General features: G+C 64.2%; 20 protein-coding genes. 11 read left to right on the top strand and 9 right to left on the bottom strand.

Annotation, left to right across the window (positions count from 1 at the left end; genetic code table 11):
- Positions 1-28: 28 nt before the first annotated feature.
- The 3 genes from AC5ZG5_RS10415 to AC5ZG5_RS10405 all read right to left on the bottom strand — a co-directional run bounded on the left by AC5ZG5_RS10415 (position 29) and on the right by AC5ZG5_RS10405 (position 3,610).
- Positions 29-1,321, bottom strand: a complete 1,293-nt coding sequence (locus tag AC5ZG5_RS10415; RefSeq protein ID WP_456641775.1) for an MFS transporter — start codon at positions 1,319-1,321, stop codon at positions 29-31.
- 113 nt (positions 1,322-1,434) lie between these two features.
- Positions 1,435-2,631 (bottom strand): acetyl-CoA C-acyltransferase, encoded by a 1,197-nt coding sequence (locus AC5ZG5_RS10410; RefSeq protein WP_028164626.1) that lies wholly within the window; start codon positions 2,629-2,631, stop codon positions 1,435-1,437.
- 208 nt (positions 2,632-2,839) lie between these two features.
- A complete protein-coding gene (locus AC5ZG5_RS10405) occupies positions 2,840-3,610 on the bottom strand; it encodes an enoyl-CoA hydratase (protein ID WP_456641774.1) in 771 nt (256 codons plus the stop codon).
- A gap of 144 nt (positions 3,611-3,754) precedes the next feature.
- Between AC5ZG5_RS10405 and AC5ZG5_RS10400 the strand changes: the two genes are divergently transcribed.
- Positions 3,755-4,291 carry a PaaI family thioesterase gene (locus tag AC5ZG5_RS10400; protein ID WP_456641773.1) on the top strand — a complete coding sequence of 179 codons (537 nt, stop codon included), beginning with the start codon at positions 3,755-3,757 and terminating at the stop codon, positions 4,289-4,291.
- A 60-nt stretch (positions 4,292-4,351) separates the two neighbouring features.
- A complete protein-coding gene (locus tag AC5ZG5_RS10395; RefSeq protein ID WP_456641772.1) occupies positions 4,352-4,966 on the top strand; it encodes a TetR/AcrR family transcriptional regulator in 615 nt (204 codons plus the stop codon).
- Positions 4,967-5,071: 105 nt separating this feature from the next.
- Here AC5ZG5_RS10395 and AC5ZG5_RS10390 read toward each other — a convergent pair whose 3' ends face one another.
- Positions 5,072-5,983 carry a LysR family transcriptional regulator gene (locus AC5ZG5_RS10390; protein ID WP_456641771.1) on the bottom strand — a complete coding sequence of 304 codons (912 nt, stop codon included), beginning with the start codon at positions 5,981-5,983 and terminating at the stop codon, positions 5,072-5,074.
- Positions 5,984-6,158: 175 nt separating this feature from the next.
- On the opposite strand from AC5ZG5_RS10390, the gene AC5ZG5_RS10385 reads away from it, so the two are divergent.
- The 8 genes from AC5ZG5_RS10385 (at position 6,159) to AC5ZG5_RS10350 (ending at position 15,591) form a co-directional block, all read left to right on the top strand.
- A complete protein-coding gene (locus AC5ZG5_RS10385) occupies positions 6,159-7,655 on the top strand; it encodes a CoA-acylating methylmalonate-semialdehyde dehydrogenase (RefSeq protein ID WP_456641770.1) in 1,497 nt (498 codons plus the stop codon).
- A 119-nt stretch (positions 7,656-7,774) separates the two neighbouring features.
- Positions 7,775-8,920, top strand: a complete 1,146-nt coding sequence (locus tag AC5ZG5_RS10380) for an isobutyryl-CoA dehydrogenase (protein WP_028164630.1) — start codon at positions 7,775-7,777, stop codon at positions 8,918-8,920.
- Positions 8,917-9,993, top strand: coding sequence for an enoyl-CoA hydratase/isomerase family protein (locus tag AC5ZG5_RS10375; RefSeq protein ID WP_456641769.1), 1,077 nt, complete (start codon positions 8,917-8,919; stop codon positions 9,991-9,993). Before AC5ZG5_RS10380 ends, AC5ZG5_RS10375 begins: the two co-directional genes overlap by 4 nt.
- A 25-nt stretch (positions 9,994-10,018) precedes the next feature.
- Positions 10,019-10,906: a 3-hydroxyisobutyrate dehydrogenase gene (mmsB, locus tag AC5ZG5_RS10370; RefSeq protein WP_456641768.1), complete on the top strand. Its 888-nt coding sequence runs from the start codon at positions 10,019-10,021 to the stop codon at positions 10,904-10,906.
- Positions 10,907-10,957: 51 nt separating this feature from the next.
- Positions 10,958-12,691: an AMP-binding protein gene (locus AC5ZG5_RS10365; protein WP_456641767.1), complete on the top strand. Its 1,734-nt coding sequence runs from the start codon at positions 10,958-10,960 to the stop codon at positions 12,689-12,691.
- 4 nt (positions 12,692-12,695) lie between these two features.
- Positions 12,696-13,172 (top strand): MaoC family dehydratase, encoded by a 477-nt coding sequence (locus AC5ZG5_RS10360; RefSeq protein ID WP_028164634.1) that lies wholly within the window; start codon positions 12,696-12,698, stop codon positions 13,170-13,172.
- 119 nt (positions 13,173-13,291) lie between these two features.
- Positions 13,292-14,209, top strand: a complete 918-nt coding sequence (locus AC5ZG5_RS10355) for an SDR family NAD(P)-dependent oxidoreductase (RefSeq protein ID WP_456641766.1) — start codon at positions 13,292-13,294, stop codon at positions 14,207-14,209.
- Between the two features lie 152 nt (positions 14,210-14,361).
- Positions 14,362-15,591 carry a BaiN/RdsA family NAD(P)/FAD-dependent oxidoreductase gene (locus tag AC5ZG5_RS10350; protein WP_456641765.1) on the top strand — a complete coding sequence of 410 codons (1,230 nt, stop codon included), beginning with the start codon at positions 14,362-14,364 and terminating at the stop codon, positions 15,589-15,591.
- Positions 15,592-16,143: 552 nt separating this feature from the next.
- Here AC5ZG5_RS10350 and AC5ZG5_RS10345 read toward each other — a convergent pair.
- The 4 genes from AC5ZG5_RS10345 to AC5ZG5_RS10330 all read right to left on the bottom strand — a co-directional run bounded on the left by AC5ZG5_RS10345 (position 16,144) and on the right by AC5ZG5_RS10330 (position 20,249).
- Positions 16,144-16,539, bottom strand: a complete 396-nt coding sequence (locus AC5ZG5_RS10345) for a hypothetical protein (protein ID WP_456641764.1) — start codon at positions 16,537-16,539, stop codon at positions 16,144-16,146.
- Between the two features lie 303 nt (positions 16,540-16,842).
- Positions 16,843-17,922, bottom strand: a complete 1,080-nt coding sequence (locus tag AC5ZG5_RS10340) for a D-TA family PLP-dependent enzyme (protein ID WP_456641763.1) — start codon at positions 17,920-17,922, stop codon at positions 16,843-16,845.
- Positions 17,923-17,925: 3 nt separating this feature from the next.
- A complete protein-coding gene (locus tag AC5ZG5_RS10335; protein WP_456641762.1) occupies positions 17,926-19,737 on the bottom strand; it encodes an ABC-F family ATP-binding cassette domain-containing protein in 1,812 nt (603 codons plus the stop codon).
- On the bottom strand, positions 19,737-20,249 hold the full coding sequence (locus AC5ZG5_RS10330) for a YaiI/YqxD family protein (protein ID WP_456641761.1): 513 nt from the start codon (positions 20,247-20,249) through the stop codon (positions 19,737-19,739). The genes AC5ZG5_RS10335 and AC5ZG5_RS10330 overlap by 1 nt, the downstream gene beginning before the upstream one ends.
- Positions 20,250-20,365: 116 nt before the next feature.
- Between AC5ZG5_RS10330 and AC5ZG5_RS10325 the strand changes: the two genes are divergently transcribed.
- The gene (locus AC5ZG5_RS10325; RefSeq protein ID WP_456641760.1) at positions 20,366-21,163 is read left to right on the top strand and encodes a hypothetical protein; all 798 of its coding nucleotides are present in this window, start codon (positions 20,366-20,368) and stop codon (positions 21,161-21,163) included.
- A gap of 148 nt (positions 21,164-21,311) precedes the next feature.
- Here AC5ZG5_RS10325 and AC5ZG5_RS10320 read toward each other — a convergent pair whose 3' ends face one another.
- Complete coding sequence (locus AC5ZG5_RS10320) at positions 21,312-23,687, bottom strand: xanthine dehydrogenase family protein molybdopterin-binding subunit (RefSeq protein ID WP_456641759.1); 2,376 nt, start codon at positions 23,685-23,687, stop codon at positions 21,312-21,314.
- Between the last annotated feature and the right edge of the window lie 71 nt (positions 23,688-23,758).

Genomic DNA, 23,758 nt, shown 5'->3' with positions numbered 1-23,758 from the left:
ACGCTGCGCTTTGCCCACCCCACGGGATCTAAGCGGCTGCCGCGACCGCTTTCAGCGCCGGCCGCCTGATCGCCAGCGCGATCGATGCAGCGACGAGGCAGAGCGCGCCGGCAATGAAGAAGGCGGGCAGGTAGCTTGCGTAGACCGTCCGCGACAGGCCGGCGCCAAAGGCGGCGGCACCGGCGCCGAGCTGATGTCCGGCAAAAATCCAGCCGAATACGAGATTGGCGCGCTCAACACCGAAGTTCTGCGCGGTCAGGCGCACGGTGGGCGGCACGGTAGCGATCCAGTCGAGCCCGTAGAACATCGCAAACAGCGACAGGCCGTAGAATGAGAAATCGGTGAACGGCAGGAAGATAAGCGACAGCCCGCGCAGGCCGTAATACCAGAACAGAAGCCAGCGGTTGTCATAGCGGTCCGACAGCCAGCCCGAGACGATGGTGCCGAAGAAATCGAAAATGCCCATAGCGGCGAGCAGGCTCGCAGCCTGCACCTGCGGAATGCCGAAATCGAGACACATCGGGATCAAGTGCACCTGGACCAGGCCATTGGTGGAGGCGCCGCAGATGAAGAAGGTCGCGAACAGGATCCAGAATACCGGCGACTTCGACGCGTCGCGCAGCGTGCCGAGCGCGACCGCCATGATCGGCGTGTTGCTCGGCGGCGGCGCGGGGAGTGGCTCCTTGCCGGTGTCGCCGAACGGGCGGAGGCCGACGTCGCTCGGCCGGTCGCGCATGACGAGCAGCACCAGGAAGGCGGACAGGCCGAGCACGACGCAGACCAGCGACAGCGCGATCCGCCAGCCGAAGCGCTCAGTGAGGGTTGCGATCAAGGGCAGAAAGACGAGTTGGCCGGTTGCGACACTCGCGGTCATGATGCCGATGACGAGGCCGCGCTGCGCGACGAACCAGCGCGCAGCGATCGTCGCGCCCAGCACCAGCGCCGTCATGCCGGTGCCGATTCCGATCACGACTCCCCACAGCAGCACCAACTGCCAGACCTGTGTCATCGCGAGCGAGGCAAGCAGGCCGGAAACCACGATGAGTTGGGCCACCAAGGTCACATTGCGCAAGCCGTAACGATTCATCAGCGCCGCGGCAAAGGGCGCCATCAGACCGAACAGGATGAAACGGATCGAGAGCGCGGAGGAGATCTCCGCTGTGCTCCATCCGAACTCCTGCTGCAGCGGCACGATGAAGACGCCGGGCGCGCCGACGGTGCCGGCGGCAATTAGCGCGGCGAGGAAGGTGACGCCGACCATCACCCAGCCGTAATGGACATTGCGGCGGCCAAGGGCGGCCGCCAGCCAGTTCGAGATCATGCAGCCTCGGAAAATTCTAACTGGAAGGTTAGCTCGTCAGGCAGATACTGCCGCGAGGGAGGCATGACGTAAATGCCATACTTCCCTCGTTTCAGGACATTAGGGGGCGAAGGCTAATGCGCGACCCGCTCGACCGCGATCGCGGTGGCTTCGCCGCCGCCGATGCAGAGTGCGGCGACACCGCGCTTCAGGTTCTGCGCTTCCAGCGCATGCAGCAGCGTCACGATCAGCCGCGCGCCGGTGGCGCCGATCGGGTGACCCAGCGCGCAGGCGCCGCCATTGATGTTGAGTTTTTCGCGCGGGATTCCGAGGTCGCGCTGCGCCGCCATCGCTACCACCGCGAAGGCCTCATTGATCTCGAACAGGTCGACGTCGCCGACGCTCCAGCCGACCTTGTCGAGCAGTTTGCGGATCGCCGGGATCGGCGCCGTGGTGAACCATTGCGGCTCCTGGCTGTGGGTGGCATGGCCCTTGATCTCGGCCAGTACCGGCAGGCCGTCGCGATCGGCCAGCGAGCGCTTGGCCAGGATCAGCGCCGCGGCTCCGTCGGCATTGGCGGAGGAGGCGGCCGGCGTGATGGTGCCGTTGGCGCGGAATGCCGGCTTCAATCCGGGGATCTTGGCGGGATCCACTTTGAGCGGATGCTCGTCATTGGCGATCACGCGCGGGCCTGCCTTCTCCGTGATCGTGATCGACGCGATCTCGGCCTTGAACGCGCCGCCCTCGACCGCGTTGCGCGCCCGCGTGAGCGTCTCCATCGCGTAAGTGTCCTGGTCCTTGCGTGTGAACTGATAGGCCTCCGCCGTCGCCTCGCCGAAATCGCCCATCGAGCGTCCGGTCTCGTAGGCGTCCTCAAGTCCGTCCATCATCATGTGGTCGATGATGCGGTCATGGCCGGCGCGATAGCCGCCGCGCGCCTTGGCAAGCAGATACGGCGCGTTGCTCATGCTCTCCATGCCGCCGGACACCACGATCTCGGCCGAGCCGGCCTTGATGATGTCGTGCCCGAGCATGGTCGCCTTCATGCCGGAGCCGCAGACCTTGTTGACCGTGGTCGCCCCGGTTGCGTCGGGCAGTTTGGCGCCGCGCGCGGCCTGGCGGGCCGGCGCCTGGCCCTGGCCGGCCGGCAGCACATTGCCCATGAACACTTCATCGACGCGTTCAGGCGCGAGCTTTGCCCGCTCCAGCGCTGCACCGATCACATGGGAACCGAGCTTGTGCGCGCTGAACGGCGACAATTCGCCCATGAAACGGCCGAGCGGCGTACGGGCGGCGGAAAGGATAACGACGGGATCGGAGGCATTGGCCATGGCGGGCTCCCTGGAGGATTCTTGGTCACATGATGATAATCATATGATGCGTCGCAAAAATTGCAACGCCCGCCGGCATGAGAAATTGTCGTGCTTCATCCCCACCGCTGTGATCATCCGCGAAGGCGGATGATCCAGTAACCACAGAACGTCGTTTGGCGGGTACTGGATGCCCCGCCTTCGCCGGGCATGACGGCGCGCTTTGCGGCTACCGCTTTCGCCCTAGAAACCCCTGCATCAGCCGCTGCGGTTCGCCGGTGAGGAACGATTTCCCGAACACGCCGACGCTCAGATTGACCGACTCCGTCAGCGGCAGTTCTTCCCATTGCCGCAGCAAATTCTTCTGGATGCGCAGCGCTTCGGGGCCGCATTCGAGCAGCGCCGCCACGGTGCGTTCGACCTCGGCGTCAAGCTCGCCTTGTTTCGCGACCTTGTCGACAAGGCCCCAGGCGAGCGCGGTGGGTGCGTCGATGTTCTCGGCGGTCATCACCAGCCAGCGCGCGCGGCTCCAGCCGATCAGGCGCGGCAGCAGCGCCGCATGGATCACCGAGGGGATGCCGACGCGCACCTCGGGCATGCCGAATTTTGCGTCATGCGCCGCGATCCGGAAATCGCAGGCTGCGGCCACTTCCAGCCCGCCGCCGAGACACCAGCCCGGCATTCGCGCGATGACCGGCGCCGGGAATCGGCGCACGGCCTCGCAGAGGTCGCGCAGTCGCGTGATGAAGATTTCCGCCGACTTCTGCTCGAGCTTGGCCATCTCCTTGATATCGGCGCCGCCGATCATGCTCTTCTCGCTCTGGCCGGCCAGGATCACCGCGCGAATATCGCGGTCATCGGCAAGCTTCTCGAACCCTTCGCGGACGCCATCGGTGACGGCCGAGCTCAGGATGTTCAGCGAGCCGGCGTTGCAGACGGTGAGGCGGACCACGCCGCGGGAATCGCGGTCGACGCCGCAATGGGGGTTGAGCATTTCCATGGCATCATCTCGGGCAGGGGAACATCCGGCCACTTCCCGGACAATGGCGGCGCTTGTCAAGCCGTCGCGCAACCGGTGTTGCGACGCAGCAGTGCGTGCAATAGAATGATGATTATCATCTAACGTCACTTGAAAGGAGTTGCCATGACCTTCGTCGATACTGTCGATCTGCTCTCGCCAACGTCCCGCCGCGAGCGGGTGGTGCATTGGCAGGCGCCTAGGCCGATCGCGAAGGTCGCTGCCGCGATGACGGGGATGGAAGCGATGTGCGGGATCCGCGACGGCATCCTGCCGCCGCCGCCGTTCGCCAAACTGATCGGTTTCCGGATGGCTGTCGTCGAGCCCAGCCGGATCGTGATGGAACTCGATCCCGAGGAGAGCCTCGAGAACACCATCGGGCTCCTGCACGGCGCGACCGCTGCGGCATTGCTCGATACTGCCATGGGTTGCGCGATCTCGACCATGCTCCCCGCCGGCCAGACCTCGGTCACGCTCGACCTGAAGCTCACTTATCTGCGACCGCTGTCGGTACGTTCAGGCACGATCCGGGCAGAGGGCAAGGTGATCAAGCTCGGCCGCCAAAACAGCTACACCGAAGGTTTCGTCCGCGACGGCGCCGGCAATCTTGCAGTGCACTCTACCGCGACCTTCGCCATGATCGGTGGCACGAATTTGAAATAGCTGCAGCTTTCTTTACATCTTGGTGCTATTATATGACTGGAAACATCCAATGAGACTCTCATGCGTTATTCGAAAGAACACAAAGCAGAGACCCACGAGCGGATCGTGAAGCAGGCCTCGGTCAGGCTGCGCGAACGCGGCGCTCATGGCATCGGCGTCGCCGACCTGATGAAGGAGGTCGGACTGACCCATGGCGGCTTCTACGCCCATTTCGATTCCCGCGAAGCGCTGGTGATCGAGGCGTTCAACTATGCGATGGATCGCGGCAACGAGCGTTGGCGCAAGATCGTTGAGGAGACGCCGCCGGAGAAGCGGCTGGCAACCATCGTCGATTCCTATCTGACGACGACGCACCGCGACGATCCCGGCCGCGGCTGCGCGGTTCCTTCGCTCGGCGCCGAGATCGCCCGCGAAAGCCCGAAGACCCGCAAGGCCTTCGCCGCCAAGCTGGAACGCATGATCGACATGATAGCCGACCAGATGCCGGACGTATCGCCGAAGGCCGCACGCAAGCAGGCGCTGGCAACGCTTGCGACCATGATGGGTACCGTCGTGATGGCCCGCATCGCCGGCAATGGCGAGTTCTCCGACGAGATCCTCGCTTCGGGCCGCGAAGCCGTATTGTCTCGTGCCGCCAAGCCGGCGGCCAAGAAGCCGCGCGCCAAGGCGCATTGACCCGTACGACTCTCTCCGCGTCATTGCGAGGGCAGCGAAGCAATCCATGTCGCCGCTTGCCGAGGCATGGATTGCTTCGCTCCGCTCGCAATGACGGTGTACGGATTAGCCCCCGTTAAACAACGCCCGCTCATCCTCGACCGTCTCGTAGATGTAATCCGCCACCGCGCGGATGCGGGCGAGGTCCTTGCTGTCGGCATGCATCAGAAGCCAGAAGGTGCGTGATATCCGCACTTCCTCCCGCAGCACCGGTGACAATTCCGGATGCGCTGTCGCCATGAAATGCGGCAGCACGGCGATGCCGTAGCCGGCGATGGTCGCGTTGAGCTGCGCGATCAGATTGGCGCTGCGGAATTTGGCGGAAATCTTCGGCGAGACCTGCGGCAGGTAGTCGAGCTCGGGCGTGAACAAGAGTTCCTCGATGTAGCCGACGAAGCGATGCTGTTGCAGGTCAGCGCGCGAAGCGATGTCCGGCGCGCGCTCGAGATAGGCGGGCGCAGCGTAGAGGCCGAGGCTGTAGTCGAGCAGCTTGCGCCCGACGATGCGGCCTTCCTTCGGCATCGTCAGGCTGATCGCGATATCGGCTTCGCGCTTCGACAGGCTGAACAATCGCGCCGTCGCCACCAGTTGCAGATCGACATCGGGATACCGGTCGGTGAACTTCACCAGGCGCGAGGCCAGGAAGTGGCTGCCAAAACCGTCGGGCGCGCCGATCCGCACCGTCCCTGTCAAATGCGCGCGCGAGCCGCCGACCGCCTCCTGGTTGGCGACGATGGTCGATTCCATCGCCTCCGCGCTGTCGGCGACGCGCTGGCCGGCTTCGGTCAGGAGGTACCCGGTCTTGCGGCGGTCGAACAACTTCGCCGAAAGGTGATGCTCCAGCCGGTCGACACGGCGGATCACCGTGGCATGATCCACGCCGAGTTGTTTTGCCGCAGCCGACACCGATCCGCCGCGCACGATGGCGAGCACGAAGCGAAAATCATCCCAGTCGATCGCGCCGCCTTGATCCAGCATTTCCGCACATCTATGGTGCAATTTATCGGACTTGAATCCCATAAAATGCGGGTCAATAGGGTTTGTAAAGCGATCTAGAGCGTTTTCGAGCGAAGTGGATACCGGTTCGCGTGAAGAAAACGTGTCGAAACTCAAGGTGCGGATCAGGCGTTCGGCCGGGACCAGGGAGGTTTTCATGCGTTCAATCGGACATTTCATCGGTGGCAAGGAGGTCAAGGGCACCTCGGGCCGGACGGCCGACGTCTTCGAGCCGATGACCGGCGATGTGCAGGCCAAGGTGGCGCTGGCCTCGAAGGCTGAGCTGCGCGCCGCGGTCGAGAATGCCAAGGCCGCGCAGCCCGAATGGGCGGCGACCAACCCGCAGCGGCGCGCCCGCGTGATGATGAAGTTCCTGGAACTGGTGCAGCGCGACTACGACAAGCTCGCCGAACTCTTGGCGCGCGAGCACGGCAAAACCGTTCCCGACGCCAAGGGTGACATCCAACGCGGCCTGGAAGTGGTCGAGTTCGCCTGCGGCATCCCGCATCTGATGAAGGGCGAATACACCGAAGGCGCCGGCCCGGGCATCGACATCTATTCGCTGCGCCAGCCGCTCGGGGTCGTTGCTGGCATTGCGCCGTTCAATTTCCCGGCGATGATCCCGATGTGGAAGTTCGCGCCCGCGATCGCCTGCGGCAACGCGTTCATCCTGAAACCTTCGGAGCGCGATCCCGGCGTGCCGATGCGGCTTGCGGAACTGATGATCGAAGCCGGCCTGCCGCCGGGCATTCTCAACGTCGTCAACGGCGACAAGGAAGCGGTCGACGCCATCCTCGACGATCCCGACATCAAGGCGATCGGCTTCGTCGGATCCTCGCCGATCGCGCAATACATTTACGAGCGCGCCGCTGCGACCGGCAAGCGCTGCCAGTGCTTCGGCGGCGCCAAGAACCATGCCATCGTGATGCCCGACGCCGACATGGACCAGGCAGTCGACGCGCTGATCGGCGCCGGCTACGGCTCGGCCGGCGAGCGCTGCATGGCCGTCTCGGTCGCCGTTCCCGTCGGCAAGACCACCGCCGACCGTCTGATGGAAAAGCTGATCCCGCGCGTGGAATCCTTAAAGATCGGCACCTCGATCGATCCGTCCGCCGATTACGGTCCGCTGGTGACGCGCGAGGCGGTCGAGAAGGTCAAGGGCTATATCGACATCGGCATCAAGGAAGGCGCCACGCTCGCGGTCGACGGCCGCGGCTTCAAGATGCAGGGCTATGAGAACGGCTTCTATCTCGGCGGTTCGCTGTTCGACAACGTCACCAAGGATATGCGGATCTACAAGGAAGAGATCTTCGGCCCCGTGCTGTCGGTGGTGCGTGCGCATGACTACAACGAAGCGCTGGCGCTGCCGTCCGACCACGACTACGGCAACGGCGTCGCCATCTTCACCCGCGATGGCGATGCGGCGCGCGATTTCGCCGCCAAGGTGAATGTCGGCATGGTCGGCATCAACGTGCCGATCCCGGTGCCGATCGCCTATTACACCTTCGGCGGCTGGAAGAAGTCCGGCTTCGGCGACCTCAACCAGCATGGTCCGGATTCGATCCGCTTCTACACCAAGACCAAGACGGTCACCTCGCGCTGGCCGTCGGGCGTCAAGGAAGGCGCGGAGTTCTCGATCCCGACGATGAAGTGACGGTGTAGCCTGGCCCGTCATTGCGAGCGCAGCGAAGCAATCCATGGCGCAGCAAGCGGAGGCGTGGATTGCTTCGTCGCTTCGCTCCTCGCAATGACGACAAGAATGAGCAGCCCACTATGCAGTTCGCTCTGAACGAGGACCAGATCGCCGTCAGAGACATGGCGCGGGCGTTTGCGGCGGAGAAGATCGCGCCGCATGCGCTGCGCTGGGACGAGGAGAAGCATTTTCCGGTCGACGTGATGCGGGAGGCGGCAGCCCTTGGCATGGGCGGCATCTACATCAAGGACGATGTCGGTGGCTCCGCGATGACGCGGTTCGACGCGGCGCTGATCTTCGAGGCGCTCGCGACCGGCTGTCCGACGACGTCGGCCTTCATCTCCATCCACAACATGGCGTCGTGGATGATCGATGCCTTCGGCAACGATACCCAGCGCCAGAAATGGCTGCCAAAGCTCTGCACGATGGAGCTGCTGGCGAGCTATTGCCTGACCGAGCCGGGCTCCGGCTCGGATGCCGCGGCGCTGCGCACCCGCGCGGTGCGCGACGGCGACCATTACGTGCTGAACGGCCAGAAGCAGTTCATCTCGGGCGCCGGCGGCGGCGATCTCTATGTCGTGATGGTCCGCACCGGCGGCGACGGCCCCGGCGGCATCTCGACATTGGTCATCCCCGCCGACACGCCGGGCCTCTCGCTCGGCGCCAACGAACGCAAGATGGGCTGGAATGCGCAGCCGACGCGCGCGGTGATCTTCGAGAACGCGCGCGTGCCGGTCGAGAACCGTTTGGGCGAAGAAGGCATCGGCTTCAAGATCGCGATGGCCGGCCTCGACGGCGGCCGGCTCAACATCGCGGCCTGCTCGCTCGGCGGCGCCCAGAGCGCGCTCGACAAGGCACTCGCCTACATGAAGGACCGCAAGGCGTTCGGAAAGCGGCTCGATGAATTCCAGGCGCTGCAGTTCCGCGTCGCCGACATGGCGACCGAACTCGAGGCCGCGCGCACCTTCCTCTGGCGCGCCGCCGCGGCGCTCGACCGCAAAGATCCCGAGGCGACCAAGCTGTGCGCGATGGCAAAACGCTTCGGTACCGATGTCGGCTTCGAAGTCGCGAACCAGGCGCTGCAACTGCACGGCGGCTACGGTTATCTCAGCGAATATGGCGTCGAGAAAATCGTGCGCGATTTGCGCGTGCACCAGATCCTGGAAGGAACCAACGAGATCATGCGGCTGATCGTGGCGCGGAAGATGATCGAGGGAGCGCGATGACGGCTGCCGTGCAAGATGAAGGCGACCTGATCGTTCGCTGTGAAGGGGCGGCGGGCGTGATCCGGCTCAACCGTCCCAAGGCGATCAACGCCATGAAGCTGGAGATGTCTGAAGGCATCGACGCGGCGCTGGACCGGTTCGAGTCCGATCCTGCTGTTGCCGTGGTGCTGCTGGAAGGCGCCGGCGACCGCGGCCTCTGCGCCGGCGGCGACATCCGCGGGCTCTACGAGAGCTCCAAGGCGGGAGGCGATCTCGGCAAGCGGTTCTGGCGCCAGGAATACGTCATGAACGCCCGGATCGCGAAATATCCGAAGCCGTACGTGGCGTTCATGGATGGATTGGTGATGGGCGGCGGCGTCGGCCTGTCCGGCCACGCTTCGCACCGTGTCGTCACTGAGCGCACCAAGCTGGCGATGCCCGAAGTCGGTCTCGGCTTTTTTCCTGATGTCGGCGGCACCTGGCTGTTGTCGCGGTCATCAGGCGAACTCGGGACCTATTTTGGCCTGACCGGGCAGACCATGAACGGGCCCGATGCGATCTATGCGAAGTTTGCAGACGCCGAGGTGCCGTCGTCGAAATTGCCTGAACTGCGCGAGGCGCTGACGAAAGTCCGCGCCGGCGTGACGCACGCCGAGGTCAGGAAGCTGATCGACGGCTTTGCGACCGGCGAGACCTCAGGTCCTGCTGCGGCGATGCAGCGCAGGATCGATTCCTGGTTCGCGCACGATCGCATGGAAGATATCATCGCATCGCTGCAGCGCGACGGCTCGGAATTCGCGCTGTCGACCTTGAAGGTGCTGCACGAGAAATCGCCGCGCGGCATGGTGGTGACGCTGAAGCTGTTGCGGCTGGCGCGGACATCGTCCTCGCTCGAGGAATGCCTGGTGCGGGAATATCGCGCCGCGCTCGCGGTGTTCGCCAGCGACGATTTCCGCGAGGGCGTGCGCGCCGCCGTGATCGACAAGGACCGCAATCCGAAATGGTCGCCGGCGCGGGTCGAGGATGTGACACCGGAAATGCTGGCGCCATACTTCGCCGAGATCGGCGCCGACGAGCTGACATTCGAGAAATAGAAAACGAAACGGGGAGGACATCCAGATGGCAACGATTGCATTCATTGGCCTTGGCAACATGGGCGGTCCGATGGCTGCCAACCTGGTGAAGGCCGGCCACAAGGTGGTGGCCTTCGACCTGGTGGCCGCGTCGCGCAATCAGGCTCAGAGCGATGGCGCCGCGATTGCTGAAAGCAGCGTCGCCGCGGTGAAGGGCGCTGACATCGTCATCACCATGCTGCCGGCCGGCAAGCATGTGCTGTCGGTGTGGAACGAGATCCTGCCCGCGGTGACCAAGGGTGCGCTTATCATCGACAGCTCGACCATCGATGTCGAAAGCGCGCGCCAGGCGCATGCGCTTGCGGCCAAGCATGGCGTTTTGTCGGTGGATGCGCCGGTCTCCGGCGGCACCGGCGGCGCCAAGGGAGCGACGCTCACCTTCATGTGCGGCGGCGAGGACAAGGCGTTCGCGGCGGCCAAGCCCGTGCTGGAGAACATGGGCAAGAAGATCGTGCATTGCGGCGGCGCCGGTGCAGGGCAGGCGGCCAAGATCTGCAACAACATGATCCTCGGCATTTCCATGATCGGCGTCGGCGAAGCCTTCGTGCTCGCGGAGAAGCTCGGGCTCTCGCATCAGGCGCTGTTCGACGTCGCCTCGACTTCGTCGGGCCAGTGCTGGGCGATCACGAGCTATTGCCCGGTGCCGGGCCCGGTTCCGACCTCACCGGCCAACAACGGCTACAAGCCCGGCTTCGCCGCGAACCTGATGGTGAAGGATCTGACGCTGGCGCAGGACGCCGCCAACACCGCCGGCGCGGTGACGCCGCTCGGCAAGCATGCGCAGGAGATCTATCAGGCGTTCGATGCAGCCGGTCACGGCGGGGTCGACTTTTCCGGAATTATCCAGCACGTTAGAGCACTCGCCGGAAAATAATGGTCGCTGGTTTCCCTTAGCGGCCGGATAAGGCGCGGAGGGAATGACCTGATGACCACCTTTCAGGAAGCGCGCGCGTTTCTGCTTCAGCACCGCACGGATTACGAGACCGCGGTAAAGGGTTTTCGCTGGCCCGATCCGGTGCCCTTCAACTGGGCGCTGGACTGGTTCGATGCCGAGCTCGCGCAAAACCCTGACAGCCGCGACCGCGCGGCGCTGTGGATCGTCGATGCCGGCAGCGACCGCGAGACGAAACTGTCGTTCGCCACGCTGTCGCGCCGCTCCAATCAGGTTGCGAATTTCCTGCGCACGCAAGGCTTGAGGCGCGGCGATCATTTGCTGCTTCTGCTCGGCAATGTCGTGCCGCTCTGGGAGACCATGCTGGCCGCGATGAAGCTCGGCGTCGTCGTGATTCCTGCAACCACGCTGCTGACGGCAGACGAATTGCGCGACCGGCTCGACCGCGGCAAGGCGAGGGCGGTGGTCGCAACGCAGGATCAGGTTGCGAAGTTCTCCGGCCTCGGCAGCGATAAACTCGTGCGCATCGTGGTCGGAGCGACGTCGCAGCACGACGGCTGGCTGCCTTTCGAGCAGGCCGCGGATGCATCGGAAACCTTCACGCCCGATGGGCCGACCAAGGCCGACGACCCGATGCTGCTCTATTTCACGTCGGGAACCACGGCGAAGCCAAAACTGGTGCGGCACAGCCAGCGCAGCTACCCGGTCGGTCATCTCTCGACCATGTACTGGATCGGCCTGCAGCCGGGCGACGTGCATCTCAACATCTCCTCGCCCGGCTGGGCCAAGCACGCCTGGAGCTGCTTTTTCGCGCCTTGGAATGCTGGGGCCACCGTGTTCGTGGTCAACCAGCCGCGCTTTGACGCCAAGTCGCTGCTGTCAACGATCGGCCGCTGCGGCGTCACCACGCTATGCGCGCCGCCGACGGTATGGCGCCTGTTCATCCAGGAGAAGCTGTCGACCTTCAAGGTGTCGCTCCGCGAGGTCTGCGGCGCCGGCGAGCCGCTCAACCCGGAAGTGATCGATCAGGTGCAGGCGGCATGGGGCCTGACCATTCGCGACGGCTATGGCCAGACCGAGACCACTGCGCTGGCCGGCAACTCGCCGGGTCAGAAGGTCAAGATCGGCTCGATGGGCCGGCCGCTGCCCGGCTATCGCGTCGCGATTACCGATCTCGACGGCAATCCGACCCGGGAGGGCGAGGTCACGCTGGTACTCGGTGCCGACAGGCCCGCTGGTCTGATGCAGGGCTATCAGGGCGATGACGGCAAGCTCTCCGGAGCCGACGGCGCGATCTATCGCAGCGGCGACGTCGTGTTCAGCGATGAGGACGGGTATTTGACCTTCGTCGGCCGCACCGACGACGTGTTCAAATCATCCGATTACCGCATCAGCCCGTTCGAACTGGAAAGCATCTTGCTTGAGCATGAGGCGGTCGCGGAAGCTGCTGTCGTGCCGAGCCCCGATCCGATCCGGCTCGCAATTCCGAAGGCCTATGTGCTGCTGGTCTCGGGCGTCGAGCGCACGCCGGAAACGGCGCTGTCGATCTTTGGGCATCTGCACACCCGCCTGGCGCCGTTCAAGCGCATCCGCAAGATCGAGCTCGTCACCGAGCTGCCCAAGACCATCTCCGGAAAGATCCGCCGGGTGCAGTTGCGTCGGCTCGAACATGAGGATAATCGCGAGGACAGTTTGCGCGGCGTGGAGTTCCGCGAGGAAGAATTCCCGGAGCTGCAGAAGGTCCGCGCGACTGGATCGGAGAATTAGAAAAATGAACGAAGTCTGGAAGAAGCCGCCCGTGTCGCTGGAGACGTATCAGGGCATGGTCGGCAAGGAGATCGGCGTGTCGGCCTGGCACCTGATCGATCAGCAGCGGATCGATACCTATGCCGACGTGATCGAGGATCACCAGTTCATCCATGTCGACCCTGAGCGCGCGAAGGACACCCCGTTCGGCACCACGATCGCCCACGGTTTCCTGACGATGTCGCTGCTCAGTATCATGTCCTACCAGGTGATGCCCGTCATCGAGGGCACCACGATGGGCGTCAATTACGGCTTCGACAAGCTGCGCTTCATCTCGCCGGTGCGCTCCGGCAAGCGCGTCCGCGGACGCTTCGTGCTCGCCGAGGCCAAGCTGCGCAAGCCGACCGAGCTGGCGTCGCGCACGAACGTTACGGTCGAGATCGAAGGCGAGGAGAAGCCGGCGCTGGTCGCCGACTGGCTCGGCCTGATCTACTTCGCCTGAGCCGCTCCTTTCAGCGTCATGGCCGGGCTTGACCCGGCCATCCATCGCTGCTCAAAACGCTTTGATTTTTGATGGATGCCCGGGTCAAACCCGGGCATGACAAATCGGGAACACACTTCATGACAATCAGGTTTGACGGACGCGTCGCCATCGTCACCGGCGCGGGCAATGGTCTCGGACGGGCGCACGCGCTGGGGCTCGCGAGCCGTGGTGCCAAGGTGGTGGTCAATGATTTCGGCGGCGCGCGCGACGGTACCGGCGCCTCGCTGTCGCCGGCTGAAGCTGTGGTCGAGGAGATACGGAAAGCGGGCGGCACCGCAATCGCCGACGGCGCCGACGTCTCGAACTTCGAGCAGGTCACGGCGATGCTCGAGCGCGCGACCAAGGAGTGGGGCAGCGTCGATCTGCTTTGCGCCAATGCCGGCATCCTGCGCGACAAGTCGTTCGGCAAGCTCGAAGTCGCCGATTTCCAGAAGGTGCTGGACGTCCATCTCGTCGGCAGCTTCTACTGCTGCAAGGCGGTGTGGGCCGGCATGCGCGACCGCAATTACGGCCGCATCGTGCTGACGACGTCGTCCTCGGGCCTCTACGGCAATTTCGGTCAGGCCAATTACGGTGCGGCGAAGGCCGGCATGGTCGGGCTGATGAACGTGCTCGCCGAGGAAGGCCGCAAGAACAACATCCGCGTCAACACCATCTCGCCGACGGCCGCGACCCGCATGACCGAGGAATTGCTGCCGCCGCAGGCGCTCGCGCTGATGAAACCGGAAGCGATTACGCCGGCGGTGGAATATATGCTGAGCGAGGATGCGCCGACCCGCACCATCATGGGCGCCGGCGCCGGCTCGTTTGCGGTGATCAAGATCCTGGAGACCGAGGGCATCAACCTGCCGCCCTCCGAATGGACCCCCGACGCCATCGCCGCGCATTTCGCTGAGATCAGCGACATGTCGAAAGCCAGGGCGTTGCAGGGCGCGTTCGAGCAGACGCAGAAATATGTCGCCCAGGCGGCAGCAAGAGCAGGGGTCAAGCTGTAACGCGACGTCGCGTCGCCGCACTCAACCGTCATGGCCGGGCTTGACCCGGCCATCCACGTCGTGAGGGCTGCGCAAGTTCTTCGTGGATGCCCGGGTCAAGCCCGGGCATGACGGCCGTTTTGCGGTACGAGAATCCTGCCTAAACTCAAGCCATGCCTTCCACTCCACACGAAGTTGCCGTCATCGGCGCCGGCCCCGCCGGCCTGATGGCGGCTGAGGTGCTGGCGCAGGCCGGTGCGCTGGTCACGATCTACGACGCGATGCCGTCGGCTGGCCGCAAATTCCTGATGGCCGGCCGCGGCGGCCTCAATCTCACCCACAGCGAGCCGCTGCCAAAATTCCTCGCGCGCTATCGCGAGGCGATGCCGCATCTTGAGGCCGCCATCGAAGCGTTCCCGCCGCAAGCGTTGCGCGACTGGAGCGAGGCGCTGGGCCAGCTGACCTTTGTCGGCTCCAGCGGCCGTGTCTTCCCGAAAGCGTTCAAGGCCTCGCCGCTGCTGCGCGCCTGGCTGCGCCGGTTAGACGGCGCAGGTGTGCGGCTGTTGCTGCGGCATCGCTGGAGCGGGTGGGACAATGACTGCCGCCTGCTGTTTCAAACGCCGGAAGGAACGCGCGCCGTTGAAGCCCGCGCCACCATCCTGGCGCTCGGCGGCGCGAGCTGGCCGCGACTCGGATCTGATGGCGCATGGGTGGATGTGCTCGCGGCGAAAGGCGTAAGAGTCTCGCCGCTGCGGCCGGCCAATTCCGGCTTCACCGTCGCCTGGTCGGATATCTTCCGCGATCGCTTCGAGGGCCAGCCGCTCAAGAGCGTCGCGTTAAGCTTCGGCGAGCAGCAGGTACGGGGAGAAGCCATCATCACCCGCACCGGCATCGAGGGAGGCGCCATCTACGCGCTATCGGCCGATCTGCGCGAGGCGATCCTCCGTGATGGCGAGGCAACGCTCCATATCGCCTTGAGGCCCGATCTCTCAATCGATGAACTCGCCGCAAAGCTATCAACGCCGAAGGGCAAGCAATCGTTCTCGAACTTCCTGCGCAAGACCGCAAATCTGTCGCCCGTCGCCATCGGCCTGCTGCAGGAAGCGGCGAAAGCATCAGGTGAGTCTTTGCCCTTGCAGCCTCCCGCCGATCTCGCGCGCCTCATCAACGCCGTACCCTTGCGCCTCTCCGGCACAGCACCCATCGCCCGCGCCATCTCCACCGCCGGTGGCATCGCCTTCGACGAGCTCGACGACAACTTCATGCTCCGCCGCTTGCCCGGCATCTTCGTCGCCGGCGAGATGCTCGACTGGGAAGCGCCCACCGGCGGCTATCTCTTGCAGGCGTCGTTTGCGACGGGCGCCGCCGCGGGGAAGGGCGCGTTGAACTGGCTCGATGCGTAGGATGGCTAGAGCACAGCGAAACCCATCATCTTAGTCCCGATGAGGAGTTGATGGGTTTTGCTGCACTCAGCCGAAGGCGCTGTACGACGTCCAGATTTTTTGCACTGCGCGGCACGGTTTGCACTGCCATCAGTTCGACGGCTGTGCTCTCCTTGGCTGCGCGACCTCTCGCTGGCCACTCAGCCCCCAGCCCCGGTCGGCGGAGAGGAAGCGCGCCCCGGCGTTGATCCCCACGATCGCGCCGGGGCACGATCGCGTTGGTCGCCTTGTGAGTTGAGCTGGAGTGGCAGCCATGGTGCAGAACCTCGTAGCCGGACTGGTCGTGGTGGCTTTGATTATCATGGGCGTGCTTGCCTACGCCCAGAAACATGAAGGGTGCTTGCACGGGCACTCGCTCCAAACCTTCAAGCCCTGTGGATCAGTCAGTGCTGAAATGTAGCGACGCCGCGGCTGACCTCGCACGATATGGCGCCCGCGCCGCAGTCGGCGGTGCGGTCGAGCACCATCACTTAGTCAGCTACCTTTTTTGCTAAGCCTGGGCCAGGCCTATGCCTAAATCCCATTCGGCGTACAGGCCATCAGCAACTTGGCAGACTCGAGAAGCTGATGTTGGCTTGAGCCTTTGATTATCCGGCTTAGGTTCGGCAGTACAAAGACGATTTCGTCATCGTCTTGCATAGTATAGTGATTATCGTGCTCTTCTTCGGTGATGATGACGGCACGCCTCAGTGCCATGCCGGTTTCTCGATTAATCAGTTCCGTAGCCTCATCTACGGCCTGTTTCGTCGGAATGTTGCTGTCGGGGTCCCGGTCCAATATGTGTCCACGGTTGTTCCACACCTCAACGATCACTCTCGGAAGGTCGGTGTCGGGGTAGGAAAGAGTTGGCTGTGTGATGTCTCTATCTTCCGTGCCCCGAGCTGTCTTCACTTTCCTGATGACGGCCACGGTCAATTCCTCCCTAATGAAAAGCATTTTGCAGTAGGGCGCTACCCAGTCGTAGTAATCTATGCCTGCAAGCTAGCGTTGTACATGCGCCAGATTAGCGCGTGAACTAGACAGCGCCTCTGCCATATAGGCGCTGCGCCAAACTCGATGGGGGAATGTTTCGATCTCTACCAGTAAGTGACGCGCCCCAGCCGGCCGTCTGATGAGAAGAGAGGGATGTCTCGAATGAGCGCTGCCAGCTCGGTCGCCAAGTCGAGCCAGCGGGTAGGCGTATTGTGAGAGATTCAGATCACCACGCTTTGGCTAGCGCAGCTTTCCGCGCGCGGCGACCGGCAGCGTTCCGATGATCTCCTCGCCGCGCACCATCACCACCTCGTCCATCATGTTGACGACGACGCAGACATGGTTGGGCACGATGCGGACGACGTCGCCGACATTGGGACGCGTGTTGCTGCGGGAGAGATCAAGAAAGCCGTGCTCCTCGGCGAACTTCGCGATCTTGGCCTCGGGATGTTCGAGGATCAGCCCGTGGCCTTCGAGTCCGCCGGTGTCGGTGGTCAGCGTCTTCGAGCCGGCATCGAGGATGCCGCGCTCGGGCGCGGCGCGGCTCACCACCGTCGAATAGATGTGCAGCGCGCAGTCGTCCCAGGTGGCGACGCCGGCGGCGATCTGCATGCGGTCGTTGTAGATATAGGTGCCGAAGCGATGTTCGGTCGCGCCCTTCAGCTTGCCGAGATTTTTCAGGTTCGGTGTGCCGCCGGTGGATACGATGGTCGCGTCAAGCCCGTGGGCGCGCACGCCGGCCAGGGCCTCGTCGAAGAATTTCTGCGCGTCCGCCCAGCCGGTCTCGGTCGGATACAGCATGAAGCCGGCAAACTGTAGCCCCTTGCCGCCGGCGATCTCGCGCGCCAATGCGACAGCTTCTGCCGGCGTCTCGACACCGGCGCGCTTGCGCCCCGTATCGCATTCGACCACGACCGACAGCGTGCGGCCCGACGCAGCCGCGGCCTTCGGCAGGTCGGCGACGACAACCGAATTGTCCGCCGCCACGGTGACGTTTGCTTTCCCCTGCAGCGCGCCCAGCCGCGCCATCTTCTCGTCGCCCAGCAAATTGTAGCTGATCAGGATATCGGCGATCCCGGCATCCGCCATGATCTCGGCCTCGCCGAGCTTCTGGCAGGTGATGCCCTTGGCGCCGGCCGCGATCTGCATCTGCGCCAGCATCGGGTTCTTGTGGGTCTTGATATGCGGACGATGCGCCACGCCGGCCGCATCGCACGCCGCCTGGATCCGCGCGATGTTGCGTTCGACGCGGTCCATGTCGATGACGGCGCAAGGCGTGCCATAGTCGCGGGCGATTTTTGCGGCGAGGGGATTGGTCATGGATTATGCCTGTTCAATTTCTTCGCGCAGCACTTCGAGTTCGAGCCAGCGGTCTTCGGCGGCGGAAAGCTCCTGCTGCGCCTTGGCGATCGCGGCGGAGGCGTCGTCGAATGTCTTGCGATCCTTTGCGTAGAGGTTGGGATCGTCAAGCAGCTTCTGCTGTTTTGCGATTTCCGCGTGCAATTTCTCGATCGTCTTCGGCAATGTCTCCAGCGCGTGCTTCTCGTTGAAGCTCAGCCGCCGCTTTGGCGTAGCCGTCGGCGCCGTAGCCTTCGTTTCCTTTTTCTCCTCGACAACCGTCGTCTTCACCGCCTCGCGCTTCAGATCCGCGCCGCGCTGCGCCAGCATGTCTGAATAGCCGCCGGCATATTCGATCCAGCGGCCATTACCTTCGGGCACGATCACTGACGTCACCACGCGATCGAGGAAGTCGCGATCATGGCTGATCAGGATCACCGTGCCCTCGTAATCGCCGAGCATCTCCTCGAGCACGTCGAGGGTTTCGAGATCGAGATCGTTGGTCGGCTCGTCCAGCACCAGGAGGTTCGAGGGTTTTGCAAGTGCGCGAGCCAGCATCAGCCGGCCGCGCTCGCCGCCGGAGAGCACTTCCAGTGGCGTGCGGATCTGTTCCTGCGAGAACAGGAAGTCCTTCATGTAGCTGACGACATGCTTCGGCTTGCCACCGACCATCACGTGGTCGCCGCGACCGCCGGTCAGGGCTTCCGACAGCGTCGATTTCGGATCGAGGCTTTCGCGGTGCTGGTCGAGCGTTGCCATTTCAAGGTTCACGCCGAGCCGCACGCTGCCGGCATCGGGTGCCTCCGCGCCGGTCAGCAGGTTGACCAGCGTGGTCTTGCCGGCGCCGTTCGGGCCGACGATGCCGACGCGGTCGCCGCGCTGGATGCGGATCGAGAAATCCTCCACGATGTTGCGCTCGCCGAATGCCTTGTTGATGTTCTTCGCCTCGATCACCAGCCGTCCGGATTTGTCTGCCTCGGCAGCAGCGAGATTGGCGCTGCCCGCGGTGCCGCGATAGTTCCGCCGCTGCGCGCGCAGCGTATGCAGATTGGCAAGCCGCTTGACGTTGCGCTTGCGTCGTCCGGAGACGCCGTAGCGCAGCCAGTGTTCCTCGTTGACGATCTTGCGGTCGAGCTTGTGCTGATCGCGCTCTTCCTCCGCCAGCACTTCGTCGCGCCAGGCCTCGAATGCGCCGAAACCGCGGTCGATCTGCCTGATCTGGCCGCGGTCGAGCCAGGCGGTCGCGCGCGACAAATTGGTGAGGAAGCGGCGGTCGTGGCTGATCAGCACCAGCGCCGAGCGCCGGTTCTGCAATTCGCCTTCCAGCCATTCGATGGTCGGCAGATCGAGATGGTTGGTCGGCTCGTCCAGCAGCAGGATGTCGGGCGAGGGCGCTAGTGCCCGCGCGAGCGCCGCGCGACGCGCCTCGCCGCCGGAGAGATGGGCGGGATCTTCGTCGCCGTGCAGTCCGAGCTGCTCGAGCAGATAGCGCGCCTGATAATGGTCATCGCCGGGTCCAAGACCGGCTTCCACATAGGCGAGCGTGGTGGCGTGATCGCCGAAATCCGGCTCCTGCGGCAGATAGCGGATGGTCGCGCCCGGCTGCACGAAACGGTTGCCGGCGTCAGGCTCGACAAGCCCGGCCGCGATCTTGAGCAGCGTCGATTTGCCGGAGCCGTTGCGCCCGATCAGGCACACGCGCTCTTCGGCCGAGACCGACAGCTCGACGCCCGTGAGTAGCGGCGTGCCGCCGAACGTCAGCCTGATGTCCTTGAGCTGGATCAGGGGCGGCGCCATCAGTTTTGTCCCGTTACGGTTTGTTCGGCGCGGCGGCGCTGGATGCGGCGGATCGCGGTGTCGAGTGCCGAGAGGAACGCCGAGCGGTCGCGCGGCGAGAACGATCGTGGCCCGCCGGTGATCTCGCCCGACGAGCGCAGGTCGGTCATCAGATTGCGCATCGCCAGGGTCATGCCGATCGACTGCTCCGTGAACGGTTTGCCGTTCGGCGCAATCACGTCTGCGCCGGCCTTCACACAGCGGCTCGCCAGCGGAATATCCGCGGTGATGACGATGTCGCCATGTCCGGCGCGCTCGGCGATCCAGTCATCCGCGGCGTCCATGCCGGAACCGGCGGCGACGCGTTCGATCAGCGGGTCCTGCGGCACGCGGATGAAATTGCCAGCGACCACGCTGACGGCAAGTCCGTGCCGGAGCGCGACGCGATAGACCTCGTCCTTCACCGGACAGGCGTCGGCATCGACATAGATGCGGGTGGGGTTTTTAGTCGGCATCACTGTTTGGCGGTTCATTCGTGGGCCGCATGTAACCCATCGGGCGGAAAATTGCGAGGCCGCCCACAGGCTTGCCACGGACGGTTGATGGCGTACGATCCGGTCAGACAAACAACCGAAATAAGGGGAACCCCATGAGCCATCCGCAAACCTACCGCGTCTCGGCCTATAACACCTCGAAAGAGTCCGAGAACAAGATCCATGACGATGCGGTGGCGCGGCGGTACGGCTTCTCGGGCGGGCTGGTCCCCGGCGTCGACGTGATGGCATATATGATGCACCTACCGGTTGCGACATGGGGCCGCGATTTCCTCGGGCGCGGCTTGATCGACGCGCGTTTCCTCAAGCCGGTCTATGATGGCGAACAGGCCGAGGTGAGGGGCGAGGAGCGCGACGGCGCGCTGGCGATCGAGGTGTTCAGGCGCGGCGAGCTTTGCGCCACCGGCAGCGCGTCGCTGCCGACTGCGGCGCCCGCTGTTTCGATCAGGGATTACATCGAGGTCGCCGCAGTCGCCGAGCGCAAGCCGGTGAATGCCTCGTCCTACGAAGTCGGCAAATGGCTCGGCACCCGGCCGTACGTCTGGGCCGGCGATGCTGCGACGGGATATCTCGCCGATATCAGGGAAACCCACACGATCTACACGCGCGAACATCTCGGCCATCCCGGCATGCTGCAGAAGGTGATGAACAAGCTCCTGGTGGACAACGCCATCCTCGGCCCCTGGATTCACGTCGGCAGCCGGATGCAGCTCCTCTCGGCCGCGAAGACCGGCGATGAGCTGACGGCCCGCGCGAAGGTCACTGCGAACTATGACAAGAAGGGCCACCGCTTCGTCGAGCTCGACGCGATCGTGGTCGCCAACGGCACCACGCCGCTGGCGCATTGCTGGCATATCGCGATCTATCAACCACGAGAGCAGGCCGCGGCGTGATTCGACGCGTCATTGCCGGGCTTGACCCGGCAATCCATCACGCTTGAAAGACTCTGCTCTGGAGATGGATGCGCGGGTCAAGCCCGCGCATGACGAGTGTTGGTGGTTGTAGGCTTCTGCCGCCATTGCCACCTGCTCCGCTGAAGCGTCAGGCCGCCTGCGCCTTCTTCGCATCCTCGATCGCGCGCCACACTTTTTCCGGCGTCAGCGGCATGTTGATGTGCTTGATGCCGTATTCCGACAGCGCATCCACCACCGCATTCACCACCGTCGCAAGGCTCCCGGCGCATCCCGCCTCGCCGCAGCCTTTGGTGCCGAGCGGATTGCTCTTCGCCGGCGAGGGATGATCGCCGACCGCCATGGGCGGAATGTCCTCGGCGCGCGGCAGCGCGTAGTCCATGAACGAGCCGGTGATCGGCTGGCCGGAGGCATCGTAATTGACCTCTTCCATCAGCGCCTGGCCGATGCCTTGCGCGACGCCGCCGTGCAACTGTCCCGCCACGATCATCGGATTGACGATGGTGCCGAAGTCGTTGACGCCGGTGTAGCGCACGATCCTGATCACGCCGGTGTCCGGGTCGATCTCGACCTCCGCGACGTGGCAGCCGTTGGGGAAGGTGGACGGCGTCTCCTTGGTGGCGTGGTCGACGTCGAGCGTATCAGGCCCGCCCTCGGCAATCTGGCCCTCACGCATCCGCTGCGCGAGCTCCATGATGCCGATCGAGCGGTCGGTGCCGGCGATGGTGAAGCGGCCGCCGGTAAATTCGATGTCGGCTTCGGATGCTTCCATCACATGTCCGGCCGCTTTCTTGCCCTTCTCGACGACGAGTGCGGACGCCTCGACGATGGCCTGGCCGGTCGCGGTGATCGAGCGCGAGCCGCCGGTGCCGTTGCCGAACCGCACCAGATCGCTGTCGCCCTGTTCCAGCTTGATCTTATCGAAGGGCACGCCGAGCTGGTCCGACAGCACCTGCGCGAATGGCGTGGCATGGCCCTGGCCGTAGTCTAGCGTGCCGGTGGTGAGCGTCACCGAGCCATCCGGATCGAAGGTGATCTTGCCGAGCTCGCCGCTCGGCGGCGCGGTGACCTCAAGGTAGGAGCCGACCGCGATGCCGCGCAATTTGCCGTTCTTCTTGCTCTCCCGCTTGCGCTTGCCGAAATTCTCGTAGTCCGAAATCTCCAGCGCCTTCTCGAACACGCCCTGGAAATCGCCGCTGTCATAGGTGACGCCTGATGCGGCCGGGAAGGGCAGTTGTGACGGCTTGATGAAATTGCGCTTCCGCAAGGTCAGCCGGTTGATGCCCATCTCGTCGGCGGCCTTATCGATCAGCCGCTCCATGTAGTAATTGGCCTCGGGCCGGCCGGCGCCGCGATAGGCGCCCATCAGCGTGGTGTTGGTCAAGACCGTCTTGATGTCGACGCCGAGCAGCGGCGTGCGGTAGACGCTTGCGAGATTCTTGCCGGTGTTGAGCGACAGCGGCCCCGGGGCGACGCCAGTGATGTAGGCGCCGAGATTGCCGTAGCCGGACAGCCGCACCGCCAGGAACTTGCCGTCGGCGTCGAGCGCGAGTTCGGCATGGATGAGCTGGGCGCGGCCCTGGCTGTCCGACAGGAAGCTGGTCGAGCGCTCGTCGGTCCATTTCACGGGGCGCCCGAGCTCCTTCGCTGCGTGGGCGATGCAGGTATATTCGGGATAGTTGAGGTTCTTCATGCCGAAGGAGCCGCCGACATTGGCGGTGAGAATCCGCACCTTCTCCGGCGGCACGTTGAGGATTTTTGCCAAGGTCGTCTTGTTGCCGGAGACGCCCTGGGTCGGCACCCGCAGCGTATAGCGCTCGGTTGTCTTGTCGTAGGCCGCAAGCGCCACGCGCGGCTCCATCGAGACGACAGCGACGCGGGTATTGACGATGTCGAGCTTGGTCACATGCGCCGCGCTGGCGAAAGCGGCATTGATCTTGTCGGTGTCGCCATAGTGGTAGTCGAGCGCGACATTGTTCGGGATGTGGTCGTAGAGCTGCGGCGCGCCGGGCTGGGCGGCCTCGGCGGCATCGGTCACCGCCGGCAGCGATTCGATGTCGACCTCGACGGCTTCGGCCGCATCGCGCGCCTGCGCGGCCGTTTCAGCCACCACGAAGGCGACGGAATCGCCGACGAAGCGGACCTTGTCGGTCGGCAGCGGCAGGCGGTTGGTCTGCAGCAGCGGCGAGCCATCCCGGCTCTTCAGCGGCATGCCGCAGGTGAACGGGTTGTAGTTGGCGGCCGCGAGGTCGGCTCCGGTCCACACCCCAAGCACGCCCGGCATCGCCCTGGCGGCGGCGGTGTCGATCCCCTTGATGACGCCGTGGGCGTGGGAGGAGCGCACCATCCAGCAATAGGCTTGGCCGGGCAGGGAGAAATCGTCGGTGTATTTGCCGTTGCCGCGCACCAGCGTGTCGTCCTCCTTGCGGCGGACCGGTTGCCCGACACCGTATTTTTGCAGTGCGATAGCGTTTTCGAGGGCCGCGGAAGATGTGTGATCTTGCATGGTAAATAACCTGAAATGCCGCGATTTGGAGCAATTTCGCGGTGTTTCGACCAGATAACGTAGCGTGATGT

Source organism: Bradyrhizobium sp. Ses1 (assembly GCF_059512365.1).
This window is presented reverse-complemented; position numbering and strand designations above follow the sequence as displayed.